The sequence below is a fragment of the Paenibacillus daejeonensis DSM 15491 genome, from assembly GCF_000378385.1.
GTDB classification, from domain to species: Bacteria; Bacillota; Bacilli; order Paenibacillales; family Paenibacillaceae; genus Paenibacillus_D; species Paenibacillus_D daejeonensis.
This window is the reverse complement of sequence record NZ_KB899672.1, coordinates 49,588-62,155: the sequence shown is the minus strand read 5'-3', so window position 1 is coordinate 62,155 and position 12,568 is coordinate 49,588. Positions and strand designations below refer to the sequence as shown.

14 protein-coding genes are annotated in these 12,568 nt (G+C 54.8%); 7 read left to right on the top strand and 7 right to left on the bottom strand.

The annotated features are described in order from the left end of the window. Nucleotides 1-195: 195 nt before the first annotated feature. Nucleotides 196-684, bottom strand: a complete 489-nt coding sequence (infC, locus tag F556_RS0126635; protein WP_020620063.1) for a translation initiation factor IF-3 — start codon at nucleotides 682-684, stop codon at nucleotides 196-198. A 321-nt stretch (nucleotides 685-1,005) separates the two neighbouring features. Between infC and F556_RS37350 the strand changes: the two genes are divergently transcribed. Beyond that, nucleotides 1,006-1,191, top strand: coding sequence for a cold-shock protein (locus F556_RS37350; protein ID WP_083938144.1), 186 nt, complete (start codon nucleotides 1,006-1,008; stop codon nucleotides 1,189-1,191). 66 nt (nucleotides 1,192-1,257) lie between these two features. On the opposite strand, the gene hprK is transcribed toward F556_RS37350, so the two are convergent. Then, nucleotides 1,258-2,172, bottom strand: a complete 915-nt coding sequence (gene hprK / locus F556_RS0126630) for an HPr(Ser) kinase/phosphatase (protein WP_020620062.1) — start codon at nucleotides 2,170-2,172, stop codon at nucleotides 1,258-1,260. 247 nt (nucleotides 2,173-2,419) lie between these two features. Here hprK and F556_RS35330 point away from each other — a divergent pair, with 247 nt between their 5' ends. Both F556_RS35330 and F556_RS0126620 read left to right on the top strand, forming a co-directional pair. Beyond that, a complete protein-coding gene (locus F556_RS35330; protein WP_020620061.1) occupies nucleotides 2,420-3,409 on the top strand; it encodes a hypothetical protein in 990 nt (329 codons plus the stop codon). A gap of 82 nt (nucleotides 3,410-3,491) precedes the next feature. Then, the gene (locus F556_RS0126620; RefSeq protein WP_026297512.1) at nucleotides 3,492-3,899 is read left to right on the top strand and encodes an organic hydroperoxide resistance protein; all 408 of its coding nucleotides are present in this window, start codon (nucleotides 3,492-3,494) and stop codon (nucleotides 3,897-3,899) included. Nucleotides 3,900-4,439: 540 nt separating this feature from the next. On the opposite strand, the gene F556_RS35325 is transcribed toward F556_RS0126620, so the two are convergent. The 3 genes from F556_RS35325 to F556_RS35320 all read right to left on the bottom strand — a co-directional run bounded on the left by F556_RS35325 (nucleotide 4,440) and on the right by F556_RS35320 (nucleotide 7,365). Next, nucleotides 4,440-5,624, bottom strand: a complete 1,185-nt coding sequence (locus F556_RS35325) for an N-acetylglucosamine-6-phosphate deacetylase (protein WP_020620059.1) — start codon at nucleotides 5,622-5,624, stop codon at nucleotides 4,440-4,442. Further along, nucleotides 5,617-6,408: a glucosamine-6-phosphate deaminase gene (locus tag F556_RS0126610; protein ID WP_020620058.1), complete on the bottom strand. Its 792-nt coding sequence runs from the start codon at nucleotides 6,406-6,408 to the stop codon at nucleotides 5,617-5,619. Before F556_RS0126610 ends, F556_RS35325 begins: the two co-directional genes overlap by 8 nt. 99 nt (nucleotides 6,409-6,507) lie before the next feature. Further along, nucleotides 6,508-7,365 (bottom strand): AraC family transcriptional regulator, encoded by an 858-nt coding sequence (locus F556_RS35320; protein WP_020620057.1) that lies wholly within the window; start codon nucleotides 7,363-7,365, stop codon nucleotides 6,508-6,510. A gap of 297 nt (nucleotides 7,366-7,662) precedes the next feature. On the opposite strand from F556_RS35320, the gene F556_RS0126600 reads away from it, so the two are divergent. From F556_RS0126600 to F556_RS0126590, 3 genes are read left to right on the top strand one after another with little or no spacing between them, the layout of a single operon-like run. After that, nucleotides 7,663-8,034, top strand: coding sequence for a GntR family transcriptional regulator (locus tag F556_RS0126600; protein ID WP_020620056.1), 372 nt, complete (start codon nucleotides 7,663-7,665; stop codon nucleotides 8,032-8,034). Next, nucleotides 8,031-8,927: an ABC transporter ATP-binding protein gene (locus tag F556_RS0126595; protein ID WP_020620055.1), complete on the top strand. Its 897-nt coding sequence runs from the start codon at nucleotides 8,031-8,033 to the stop codon at nucleotides 8,925-8,927. The genes F556_RS0126600 and F556_RS0126595 overlap by 4 nt, the downstream gene beginning before the upstream one ends. Next, nucleotides 8,924-9,604 (top strand): hypothetical protein, encoded by a 681-nt coding sequence (locus F556_RS0126590; protein ID WP_020620054.1) that lies wholly within the window; start codon nucleotides 8,924-8,926, stop codon nucleotides 9,602-9,604. The genes F556_RS0126595 and F556_RS0126590 overlap by 4 nt, the downstream gene beginning before the upstream one ends. 69 nt (nucleotides 9,605-9,673) lie before the next feature. On the opposite strand, the gene F556_RS38445 is transcribed toward F556_RS0126590, so the two are convergent. Together F556_RS38445 and F556_RS0126580 are read right to left on the bottom strand one after the other, a co-directional pair. Continuing rightward, entirely contained in the window at nucleotides 9,674-9,844 is a 171-nt protein-coding gene (locus tag F556_RS38445; RefSeq protein WP_020620053.1) for a hypothetical protein, read from the bottom strand. Nucleotides 9,845-10,067: 223 nt separating this feature from the next. Then, nucleotides 10,068-11,021 (bottom strand): aldo/keto reductase, encoded by a 954-nt coding sequence (locus F556_RS0126580; RefSeq protein WP_020620052.1) that lies wholly within the window; start codon nucleotides 11,019-11,021, stop codon nucleotides 10,068-10,070. Nucleotides 11,022-11,405: 384 nt separating this feature from the next. On the opposite strand from F556_RS0126580, the gene F556_RS0126575 reads away from it, so the two are divergent. Next, nucleotides 11,406-12,458, top strand: coding sequence for an EamA family transporter (locus F556_RS0126575; RefSeq protein WP_245583142.1), 1,053 nt, complete (start codon nucleotides 11,406-11,408; stop codon nucleotides 12,456-12,458). Nucleotides 12,459-12,568: the final 110 nt, after the last annotated feature.

The window sequence follows — 12,568 nt, the reverse complement described above, 5'->3', positions numbered from 1 at the left end:
AGAGAGCCTGCGGGTGTGTGAATCGTTCTTACGATCGCTGTTGTTCCCAGAATTCTTGATTTGATAAACTCTATAGAGGTTGAATTCCGGGTACAAAGGCGAGCGCTACACGCTTTCTGCAAGAAAGCGACTTCGAAAGCATACGCTTTTCTCCAGAACCGATTCACACCTCTTCGTCAGTTTTTCACCAATCTTTTAAAGATTCAACGGCTCTACAACAACGGCGGCTTGCTTGCCGCTGACCTGAATGCCTGTCTGTGCCTTGCCTGCCTCTCGGAGGTCAGTGATCAAACGCTGGAGCAGCGCCTTGGCCTGGTCGCCCTCGCCCCGCCGGCCCTTGAGTCGGACCACGAGCTGCGCCGACTGACCCGACTGCAGCAGCTTCTCGATCTGGCGCTGTTTGGTCTCATAGTCGTGTTCTTCGATTTGCGCCGTTAATCGAATCTCTTTGGTTTTCAGCGCACCGCCCTCCGCTTTTTTGGCCAGCGGCGCTTGGCGTTTCGCCTGTCCTCTTGCCGCCAGCCTGCATAGTGGCGGACTGCTCATCAGCGAGTCGCAGACCAGATCAGCCTTTTCCTTTTTGGCGAGTGCCAGCGCTTCTTCCCGGGACACGACGCCCAGCGGCTCACCGCCCAGTCCAGTTAATTCCACCTCGGAGGCTCGGATCTTTTCATTCATTAACATTATTAACGACTCCTCTCACGGACAAATATTAAGTAATAAGCCTGGTCGATCTTGGATAAACTAACAGATAGAGTCCAACTATCAGGCTGCGCTCAAAAGTGCCGGAGAGGCACGGAATCGAATCTGGAGAAGCAAAGCGTTCGCCTTTGTCCCCGGATTTCAACCGCTAGAGCGGTTAACAATCGAGAAATCTGGGGACAACAGCGATCGGAAGATCGATCCGTGACCGTAGGCTCCTATTTGAGGGCAGCCTGAACTGTGGCCATGACGAGCTGTTATTGTGCAGCGGGCCGTACCTTATCATGATCAGGAGGGGTTGTTATCTACTATTCCAAGAAGAGTGCCGAACCCACGCCGGAAGAACAAACATCGATCTGGTCTTGTCTAAGCGACGGCTGCGAGTGCTGGATGCGGGACAATTTTTCATTTGATTCGAACCCGAACTGTCCCATCTGCGGCTCGGAGATGCTCGCGGATTCCCGGATGCTGCCTGTGCTGAAGAAATAACTTGGTAGTCTCTGTTTACAACAAAGGCGGTACAGGGCTGATGTCCACTGTACCGCCTATGCTGCGTTAATTGAAGTCTGACTCCAGCCGTTTCATGAAATCCTCTGCCGCGCTATAGCCTTGCTGCCGCAGATACCAGTTGTTGGCGGCCGCTTCGATCAGACCCGCGACATCCCTGCCCGGCTGCAGCTGCACCTCGATATGGGGCACCTTGACCCCCATATAATCCGTAAATTTCTCCACGAGCTCCAGGTCATTATTCAGCGCATCGTCTTTCCACTTCGTCAGTTCGATGTCGAGTGTGATGCGGGTTTCCTCCTGAAACGCTTTGCGTCCGTATAGACGCGAGACATTCACCAATCCGATGCTGCGCAGCGCCAGAAACTCCTTGGTAGACTCGTTATGCGTCCCCAGAATCGTCTGAGGACTGAGCTTTTTCAGCACCACGATATCATCTGCCACCAGACGGTGTCCACGCCGGATCAGCGTATGGGCGGTCTCGCTTTTGCCTACGCCTGATTTGCCCCGCAGCAGAATGCCAATCCCCGAGACATTGACACAGACGCCATGAATGGAGATTTCCTCCGCCAGATGCTTCACCAGAAAGGCATCCAGCCGGGCGATAAATTCGCTCGTCGCTGCACCCGTCCGCAGCAGTGGAATGCCCTCTAACTCACAATACTTCGTCAAGTACTTGAGCCCATCCTGATTACCCGTGACTACGAAGCAAGGCGGATGGTATTTAACGATGTTACCGATATGATGATTGCGTTCCTCTTCGCTTAGCGTATGGAGATAGTTGATCTCTTTTTTGCCCAGAATCTGGACATGCTCCTGCGGAAAAAAATCAAAGTACCCGACAAACTCCAGCCCTGGCCGGTGCGGTCTGGCTTTTGTAATCCGGCGATGAACCTGCTCCGCTCCAGCAAGGATCTCCAGGGAGAACCGCTGGGCGAGCTCTTGCACCGTAATGGCTTTCACTTTCCTGCTGCCCCCTCTCCAGACTACCTGGAACGCATATTCTAGTGCATGTTCAAAAACCTCTTATAAAAGAATTTATTCTACACGAGAATTGAATTCCCTTCAACCTGCCTTTTACCCAGGTTTACTATCGCTGAAACTACCATTATACTTATAGTTAATCGGGTAAATAAGATGGTTTGTTAAGAGTTTCCAACTCGCGGCCATTTGAGAAAACGAATACATGCAGATTGAGGTGACCCCAAGAATGGACTTGAAACAAGCCTATACCATCCTCGGCCTGCCCGAGGGTGCCGACAAAAAAGCCGTCGAGGACCGCTACACCATACTGATGCGGCAGTCCCGTACGCAGCAACGACGCGAGGAAGCCGGCGAAACGGTGGTCGATAAGCTCGATATCCAGGTCGTGAATCAAGCGTACAAGCTCGTGCTTGCCCATGAAAACCAGAAGGACGTCGAGGCCTTCAACGCCGATAAATACGGCAAGTACAAAGGGATGGCCGGGTCTGCGGAAAAGGCCGATCATTTCTTCCATTATTACAAATGGCATCTGATTGTTGGCCTTGTTGTCATCATTGGTATTATTTATGGCATTAACAGCTATCTGGATCGGCAGGAGGAAAAACGCCTGGAGGCGCTAAGGCCGCCGATCGATCTGACGTTCATGCTCTACGGCAACTATTTCCTGGAGGACGGCGGGCAGGACATCGTTCCTCTGGAGGAAGCTATGCTCGCTAACTTTCCGGAGTGGAAACGCGTCAGGGGCGTACTGACTTACCTTCCTGGCGAGCAAGGCTCTGCTCAGGATGCGGCTCTGGTCCAGAAAGCCTATATCATGCTAATGACGGAGAAAAGCGATGTGTATATTATTGACGAGAACAGCTTCCCGATGCTGGCTGCCCAAGGCCTGCTGGAGCCACTGGATGCCGAAGTCGAGGGACGGCTCGCCCCTTATGTGACGGAAGACATGCTCCGCACAGGAGTTACAGAAGATAATCCGGAGCCGCAAGTGTATGGCATCGCGCTCGGCGAGACGGAGCTGATGCAAGACCTGCCGCTCTACTACAACGATATGGTTGTGGGGGTCCGCAACAGACAACTGGAGCCGGAGAATCCCGAGCATGCCATGCTCTTCCTGGAGCGTTTCCTGAGCGGTGAAGTGCCGGATATTCCTCCTGCCTCGGCGGAGGAGTCAACGGATCCGGAGGCTGAGACAGAAGCCCCGGCTCAGCAGTAGAATGGCACTTAATCGATCCGATTCGTATGCAGCCCCCAAGGGTAATGGGAGAAGGAATGCATACGAGAGGAGTCGATGAATGATGAAAACCATGTACAAGACGGAGGTAACGTCCCAGGGCGGCCGTGACGGTTCGGTTCGTTCCTCAGACGGTATTCTGGATCTGCAGGTGGGCATGCCGGGTGGCGGCGGCCAGGTCACCAATCCCGAGCAGCTGTTCGGTGCAGGCTTCGCAGCCTGTTATCATAGCGCCCTCAAAGCCATTGCCCAGGGCAAGAATATGGATACGTCAGACTCCGAAGTGACGGCACATGTGTCGCTTCACAAGGGAGATGACGGCTACATGCTATCCGTCCTGCTGGAGGTCGCCATCCCGGGACTGGACGAGCCCCAGATCATGGAGCTGGCAGAAGCTGCGCACCAGATGTGTCCATACTCCAAAGCCACGCGCGGCAACATTGCCGTCGACCTCAAGGCCAAGACGGCCTGAAGAAAAGCTGGAAAAAGCCTGTCCGATGTTGAATTGGACAGGCTTTTTTGGTGTCTAGAGATGTCTATTTTTTGAGGCACGCCTCCCCTTGCTCAGACGACCGCCCTGGTGGGTTACAAGTGGCCGATCGTCGGGTTACCTGGCTGTGAGCTTTGAGCGCCCTCCCTCTATAACGGCCACCAGCGCACTTATTGCAGCCTTTTCACTTGGTTCGTAAACCTAACGGCCACCCGTGCAGTTATTTCAGCGAAATTAAGCAAAAACAGGCATCGACAAGGCAAATAGGTGCTTATATGGCCGTTACAATGTCAAACGATTGATTCAGAGTGAAATAGCGGTCATGGTGTCCGTTAGAGTGCAAGCTCCATAGGTTCCAAGCGACTCCAAGCGACTCGAAGCGGCTCCAAACTGTTCTGAACACTAGATGCACGAGCTCACCTTAAGCACAGCACAGCCCGGACGCTCAGCCCGAGAATGGGGTCGTCCGATATCCGTCATGCCACCGACACTCACACGCTGAGAGCTGCGCGCGGAAAGAAATCAGCTCCCCCACTCCGCCTGTCGGTACACACTGATGCCGCTCTTGATTGTCTCTTGCACCCGGTAGCGACCACCCAGGGATGCGAGCAGGACCAGATCGGCCGGGGCCCCGGGTGAGAGTGCTTGGGCTTGCGGGAGGTTCAGCTCTCTGGCCGGATGGATCGAAGCCATATCCCAGGCCTCGCCCAGCTCGGCGATACCACGCTGAACAATATGATTCAGACCGTGGAGGAGCGGCGCTGCCGCTCCAGCCAGCAGCCGCTCATCGTCCCGCAGATGCAGACGCCCCGCCTCCGTCAGGACGACATCGCCTCCTACTGGCATCCGGTAGGCACCGGGAGCCATGCCACATAGCTGTACGGCGTCACTCACCAGAATCATCTTGTCGCCCTTCACGCGGTAGACTACCTGCAACAACGCATCCGGGATGTGATGCCCATCGGCGATGACGCAGCAAGCCAGCCGGTCATCAGCCAGCTGTGTCCACAAGGCGTTGGGGTGACGCGGCAGCAGCGGCGCAATGCCGTTGCCGAAATGCGTAACCATCGAGGCACCAGCCGCTGCGGCAGCTTCAAGGCTCTCGGCCCCCGCTGCCGTGTGTCCGAGCGATACGGCAATACCTGCATCTCTACAGGCATGGATAAAATCCACACTGCCCTCCCATTCCGGAGCCAGCGTCACGATTCGGATGCGTCCGCCGCTCATGTCATTCCACTGTGCGAACCGCTCCCAATCCGGAGCCTGCACATACTCGGCAGGATGTGCCCCCTTGGCCCCCGGCTCCCCGGAGATGAAGGGCCCTTCCAAATGGATTCCCACCATCGAGGCCCCCAAGGGACCGGCTTGGCCAGCAGCTGAACCAATCAGACGCAGGGAGTGCTCGATCAGCTCTGGCGCGTTGGTAATAACGGTCGGGCAATAGGCCGTGACCCCTTCTTCCCATAGGGCTCTCGTAATCTGTTCCGCTGATGATGCCTGGGCCTCCGCCCCGTTAAAGTCGTACCCGGCCATTCCGTTCACCTGGAGATCGACGAAGCCCGGGCCAATTATAGGCAGCTCAGCCAGCTCCCCGACAGGCCCCGCCGCTTTTACTTCCGCAATCACGCCATCCCGGCAGACCACCTGTATCGCCTCACCTGAACGGTAATGTCTACCGATTACGATCTGTTCTGCGTGATCAGCCATGGTCCGACTCCCACAACTCGTGGTCAAAGGAATCCCCATCAACGTACAACGTGCACTGCGGGTGGCGTCTAAGAATGGTGGAAGGGCAAGACTCCTCAATGGGTCCCTGAAGGGTTCGCATGACTGCGCGCCGCTTGGTCGGACCCGGCACGCTGCAGAACAGAGCACCTCCCGAGAAGAGTGCCGGAATCGTCAGTGTCATGGCATGCGTCGGCACATTTTCCAGGCGATCAAAGCACCCATCATTCACCTGCTGCTCTCGGCATTCCCGATCCAGTTCCACGATCTTCACGGGCAGAGGATCATTGAAGTCGGCAACGGGTGGATCGTTAAAGGCAATATGACCATTTTCACCGATACCCAGACACACCATATCGATCGGTGCCTCCTTCAGCAATTCCCCGTAACGGACGCACGCCTCCGCCGGATCCTCCCCGCCATCCAGATAGTGCACCTGACGAAATCCAACCTGCTCGAACAGATGACGCTTTAGAAACTGGCCGAAGCGCTGCTCTGCTTCTCTTGGCAGTCCGATATACTCATCCATATGAAAAGCCGTCACGCGCGACCAGTCGATACCCGGGTGCGCCACAAGACCCTGCAGCATTTCGGTCTGCGACGGAGCTGCGGCGAATACCATCCGCACCTCCTCCTGCGTCTCTAGTAACCGGATCAAATGTTCCGTGGCTTCCTCTGCAGCTGTGCGTCCCAGCTCGACTCGATCCCCGGCAACTGCCACCTCCAGCGAATCCACACGAAATCGGCGTTGTATCCCTTGCTTCATTGGACTAACCTCCTGCCCCGCTCCCCAGGAGCGCGGATAATCATTACCTCCTTAGCATAACGCGGCCGCTACAGGCGTTCATGCCTGGGAATGTCCGTTTTACCGTTCCGCATGACTGTCGTTGCCCGCTCGCAGCAACAGCCGCCGGTACTGCTCCGGCGATAATCCGGTATGCTTTTTGAAGGTCCGGGAGAAATGGGAAGCATCCTTGAAGCCCGTACGATGGCATACATCGGTCACGGAATGGCCCGGATTGCTGTGGAAATGCACCTTGGCCTCGGCTATTCTTCGTTTGGTGACATAATCGAATACTGTTTCTTTGGTGTACCGCTTGAACAGCTTCATCAGATAAAACTTGCTGACGTGCATCTGCTCCGCGATACCCTCTCCGCTCAGCTCCTCGGCAAAATGACGGTCAATGTACGATAGCACCCGGTGTATTAGTTGTTCCTGCTCGCTGGGCGCTGATGTAAGTCCATCCGCATGCTCCTCGAAACGGGCATAGATGAACAGCAAGATCTCGTAGAACTTCAGACTCCTCCGGTTAAGCGCAACGGCCGAGTTCCCCTCTTGCAGTCCATTGAGCTGCTGCAGGAGCAGCTCAAACTCGTCCTTTAGCGCCCCTTGCAGGTTCCAACGGTAACTGGTCTCCACCTGGAAGGGCTTGCTCAGATCGACCATCCCCGGCACCAGAGCAAAGTTGCGCAACGCCTCCCGCTCAAACATCATCGTCGAACGGATATAGCGCATGCTGTTATCCATAATCGGCCCATGCTCCCGGATGCCATTCATGACCACAAGATCCCCAGGTATCAGATCAACCAACTCACCACCGAGCAGGTACTGGCATTTGCCACTGTGAAAATAATAAATTTCATTAGCCGTATGGGAATGAATATACGGCTTCATATTCGAATCGAGCCGATAGTTGAAGGTGTCGTACTCCTGCATCAGCATATCTTCCTGCCCCCCATGCCCGAATCCTTGAAAAGCAGCCTACGGCCACGGATCGATCTTCCGATCGCTGTTGTCCCCAGATTTCTTGATTTTCTAACCGCTTTAGCGGATGAAATCCGGGGACAAAGGCGAGCGCTTCGCTTCTCCAGATTCGATTCCGTGCCTCTTCGGCCTTTTTTCAATTATACGACAAACTGGGCATGGCCTCTTGCCTTTTATCAGAAAAGAGATTGACAACAGAGTTCGTTGGTTGTATGGTTAGTTACAAGAGTAATTAACCAATACGGTGGTGAAGCGATGAGTTCTTTAATAAATGATGACCGTCCGATCTTCGCCCAGATTGCGGAGCGGATCGAAAACGACATCATTGACGATGTGCTGCCTGAAGAATCGCAGGTGCCTTCGACCAATCAGTTTGCGGCATACTACAAGATTAATCCGGCGACAGCCGCCAAGGGTGTCAATTTGCTAGTCGATCAAGGCATTTTGTATAAGAAACGGGGGATTGGCATGTTCGTAGCCGAAGGCGCACGCTCCAGATTGCTGGAAGCGCGCAAGGAACAGTTCTATGAGCAATATATCATCAGCATGCTGTCGGAGGCCCAGAAGCTGGGGATCACCGAAGCGCAGCTGACGCAAATGATCAAACGGGGAGCGATGCTGAAATGACCACCATTGTAGAAGTCAAGGGACTGACCAAACAATACAAGGATGTCACAGCCGTCAATAACGTTAGCTTCACGCTGGAGGAGCACAAAATTTATGGTCTGCTGGGCCGCAACGGTGCCGGTAAAACCACAGTGATGCACATGCTCACAGCCCAGGCCTTCGCAACGAGCGGGGACATTCGTGTCTTCGGAGAGCATCCATTCGAGAACAGCCGGGTCCTGAGCCAGATCTGCTTCGTGAAAGAAAGCCAGCGCTATCCGGATGTCTTCCGGGTATGTGACGCCCTGGCGGTCGCTGCTTCCATGTACCCGCAGTGGGATGCGGCATTCGCTAATGATCTGTTAGACCGCTTTGCGTTGCCGCCCAAGCGCAACATCAAGAAGCTCTCCCGCGGGATGCTCTCTGCAGTCGGCATTATCATCGGCTTGGCCAGCCGGGCGCCGTTGACCATCTTCGACGAGCCCTATCTCGGTCTCGATGCGGTAGCCCGGGAGATGTTCTACGAGCTGCTGCTGGAGGATTACGCCGCACATCCGCGAACGATCGTACTCTCTACCCATCTGATCGATGAAGTGAGTCGGATGCTGGAGCACGTCCTGGTCATCGATAAAGGCCAGCTGATTATTAATGAGGATACGGATACGCTGCGCAGCTACGCCTATACCTTGGCCGGACCGGCAGCCAAGGTCGAGCCTTTCCTGGAAGGCAGACAAGTGACACGCCGCGAACCGCTGGGCAGCTTCATGACGGCGAGTGTAATCGGTGAACTGTCCCGTGCCGACCGGGAGAAAGCGCAGGCAGAGGGACTGGAGTTGCTGCCTGTTTCCCTGCAGCAGCTGATTGTTCAATTGACCCATAACCAAGGCTCTTCCAAGGAGGCTGGCATCCGATGAACCGTTCAGCTAAAATCATTTCCCTGCATTTACGAAATCCGTTTCTCTTGTTGGCGCTGCCGTGGGTCATTGTATTTTCGAGTTTTCTCATTAACTTAGTCATCAGTGGGTTTCTGGATGAACCTTTATATACCGGAGGTCTTGCCTCCATATTCATCATTATCTTTGTCACCGGCATTACACTAGTACCGCAGACCTTCCCACTAGCCCTTGGCTTGGGTGCTACAAGGCGCGAGTATTACACAGGCACTGTCCTTACCGGGCTCATGATGGGTGTATTCTCGGCGGTTGTCATTACGCTGCTTGGATGGTTGGAGCAAGTCAGCGGCTCCTGGGGAACAGGGCTGCACTTTTTCCATCTGCCTTATGTTCACGATGGCTCGCTGTTGGAACAACTGATTCTGTCCATCTTGCTGTTCATGTTCTTCTTCTTCTGCGGCCTGACAATTGCCGCCATCTATCGTGGCTTCGGTCGTGCCAGCCTCTTGATTACCCTGCTTGGCGCACTGCTCATCGGGACGCTGCTCTCGTTCTTCATTACACAGTACGGTTGGTGGATGGATATCTTCGGCTGGTTCGCTCGGTATACGGCTTTCGAATTGTCGCTGTGGACGCTTCCGCTTTCCTTGGTTATGGCGCTCATGTGCTATGTTCTGATTCGCAGGTCCGTCGTCTAATCCTCCCCACGCAGAAAGAGGCGGTGCAGGAATCTACCCTGCACCGCCTCTATTGTCATGGAAATCGTATTATTTGGCTGAATTTAATTCATGTTCATTCTGATGGAGTTCTTTGATCATGCGTTGCATCAGGTAGCCTTCTTGGTCCCCCAGATTGTTCCGATTGTCGCGTACGATCATGCGTCCAATGTTCCGTTTCAGAATTTCGCTTCTTCTTGTCAGTAACTCATTGTAAGTCACAATCTCTCAACTCCCGGTTGTTTTGGTCTTTTATATATCTGCCATGTTGTGGCACATCTATAAGTATAAAAGACTTGGGGTCAAAAGGAAAATCCCTTCACGCTGGCTCAGAAGGTCCTGTTCCTGCTCTCGTGGATTCTCGCTGTCTGAGCGGAAGCAAACGGAAAGATCCTCCCGCATCCTCCGGATTGTGACATAAGATGTAGGATTATAGCGTTAAAAATCAGTCTGGCTTGCCAATTGCGCGGATTTCCTGCAGCGTCTCTTCATCCAGCACCACATCAACGGCCGGAAGTACGCCCAGGATGTGATCCGGCTTGCGCACGCCTACAATCGCACTGGTTACTGCCGGGTGTGCCAGGTCATAGGCGACCGCCAGCTGAGGGACTGTAATGTCGTAGCGGGCTGCGATTCCCTTGAGCTGCTCTACCCGGTCCACATTACGCTTCAAGCCTTCGCCGGTATGTGCTGCCGAGCGAGAGCGCCAGTCGCCGTCCTCAAACTTCGTTTCGTACGTATACTTGCCCGAGAGCAGTCCCGATGTCAGTGGGCTATAGGCCACGACGCCGATTCCCTGTTCCAGGCAGAACGGGAGCAGCTCCTGTTCGGCATTGGGACGAAGGATGGAATACGGAGGCTGCAGAGCATCTACGTGCCTCACCTTCAGCGATTCCTCCAGAAGAGGGAGCGTGTAGTTGCTCACGCCGACATAGCGCACCTTGCCATCTTGGACCAGTCGGTCCAGTGCCCGCATCGTTTCTTCTGCCGGGGCGTTCTGGTCGGTATCCGGCCAATGCATCTGGTACAGATCAATGTAATCGGTTCCCAGTCTGCGCAGGGAGGCTTCCGCTTCTTGCAGTACCGAGTTGTAGGTACCGTTCTTGGACACCTTGCCCTGCTCGTCCCAGACGAGGCCGCACTTGGTTGCCAGCACGACGCGCTCGCGGTCGCTGCCGAGCGCTTTGCCGATGATTTCTTCTGAATAGCCCAATCCATAGATAGCTGCCGTGTCGAAGAAGGTAATGCCCGCATCCAATGCCGCCCTCACGCTGTCGTGGGACAACTGGTCGTCCTGATCGCCCCAACTGCTGGCCCAACCCGCACCTCCGATAGCCCACGCGCCAAAACCGATGGCCGAGATTTCCGGGCCGTTTTTGCCTAGCTTGCGATATTGCATGACTTCATCTCCCTTCTGGTATTCGATCTCTCTTATTATAGACGTATGGGGAGGCAGATTTCAAAGCCGGGCCAGATCCGGCGCTTGACGAGGGGTCCAATGACCCGTAGGATTAGGGATGCTATGCATGAATATCATGCTGTTGAAATGGAAGCCTACAGTCACGGATCGATCTTCCGATCGCTGTTGTCCCCAGATTTCTTTGATTTTTTCACCCCCATAAGGGGAGAAATCCGGGGACAAAGGCGAGCGCTTCGCTTCTCCAGATCGATTCCGTGCCTCTCCGGCCGTCTTTCAACGGTTTTAAATATAATACAAGTTCAAAAAGTTGGTGTTCAGCACCGAGAAGGTTGGAGGCAGGAGGAAATGAGGAGCGGAGCGTAGGTGAACCTACGTGAGCACCGGAATTTCCGACTGCATTCAAGATTCGATGTCGAATCCGCTTCTCTGAATTACTTCGTGATCAACGCCAACCTTTTTGAACAACCTATAAAGGAAGTGCAAATGATGTGGCTCGTCCTTTCTCTATTGGCCGCTGTCAGCTTCGGGCTGCGCGGCATCCTGTACCACGCCGCCTCGCAGCGGCGACTGAACCGCAGCCTGATGCTCTGCGGCGTTTTCTGCACCGGCGCTGTCCTTAGTCTGGCCGGCATCCTGGCCTACAACCAGGTCTGGAGCACCGCCGCGCTGACAGGTATGATGATGGGGCTGTTCTCTTACGGGGCCAATGCCTGCATGTTCAAGGGCTTTGCCGTAGGCAAGCCGTCCCTTATAGCTATTCTAACCGCGCTGCCTCCGGTGGTGGTCGTCGTGCTTGCTTACCTGCTGTGGGGAGAGACGCTGAGCGCAGGGCAGCTGCTTTCCTTTATCGTCATTGTAGGCGGCATCCTGCTCGTCCGCTATTCGAATGATCTGACGCTCGGCAATCTGCAAGGCGCGGGATGGGGATTGCTGGCGACGCTTTTCTTTGGCTTCAATGATGTGACGGCCAAGCTCTCCACTCTGCTGGGGGCCGATACGTTTCCGACCTTGTTCTTCATGTTCATTACGGGAACAACTGCCTTCGGACTGACCTGGCTGGTTGAACGGCGTCAAGCCTCCGTCATGCTCCGTGCTGCCGCCACAGCTGGTGGACTACAGAGCCAAGCCGCCTCCGCCGAAGCGGCTGCTGCAGAGCAGCGGGGACGCATCCGGTGGACGCCGCGTAATACCTTTCTCGCCGGCCTCGTAGTCGGTCTGACCAACATCACCGGAATGGTATTCATTCTATCGGCCTTTGAGACCGGCATTACGTCCCTGGTCTCGGCTGTTATTGCCCTCAATGTCCTAATTATTCTGCTGTATACCCGGATCTACCTGCGCGAGAAATTCACCCCACTCGAGCTTACAGGGATGGCGACCGCCTTTATCGGCATTGTCATGCTGCGGCTATTCTGAACTCAAGCGGCTGCGCCTTCCCTCTAGAACGGCAAGCTTGTTCACTTCCTTGCGCTAACGGCCACTGGTGTCCGGTTAGCAGGTTCCCCCTTGGGGTCGCCTAATTAATC

Bases quoted from the DNA above. Each gene is read 5' to 3' on its own strand.
- infC (WP_020620063.1), bottom strand. From the start codon at position 684: ATGTTAATGAATGAAAAGATCCGAGCCTCCGAGGTGGAATTAACTGGA.
- F556_RS35325 (WP_020620059.1), bottom strand. From the start codon at position 5,624: ATGGCTGATCACGCAGAACAGATCGTAATCGGTAGACATTACCGTTCA.
- F556_RS0126590 (WP_020620054.1), top strand. From the start codon at position 8,924: ATGAACCGTTCAGCTAAAATCATTTCCCTGCATTTACGAAATCCGTTT.
- F556_RS0126620 (WP_026297512.1), top strand. From the start codon at position 3,492: ATGAAAACCATGTACAAGACGGAGGTAACGTCCCAGGGCGGCCGTGAC.
- F556_RS35320 (WP_020620057.1), bottom strand. From the start codon at position 7,365: ATGCTGATGCAGGAGTACGACACCTTCAACTATCGGCTCGATTCGAAT.
- F556_RS0126600 (WP_020620056.1), top strand. From the start codon at position 7,663: ATGAGTTCTTTAATAAATGATGACCGTCCGATCTTCGCCCAGATTGCG.
- F556_RS35330 (WP_020620061.1), top strand. From the start codon at position 2,420: ATGGACTTGAAACAAGCCTATACCATCCTCGGCCTGCCCGAGGGTGCC.
- F556_RS0126610 (WP_020620058.1), bottom strand. From the start codon at position 6,408: ATGAAGCAAGGGATACAACGCCGATTTCGTGTGGATTCGCTGGAGGTG.
- F556_RS0126595 (WP_020620055.1), top strand. From the start codon at position 8,031: ATGACCACCATTGTAGAAGTCAAGGGACTGACCAAACAATACAAGGAT.
- F556_RS0126580 (WP_020620052.1), bottom strand. From the start codon at position 11,021: ATGCAATATCGCAAGCTAGGCAAAAACGGCCCGGAAATCTCGGCCATC.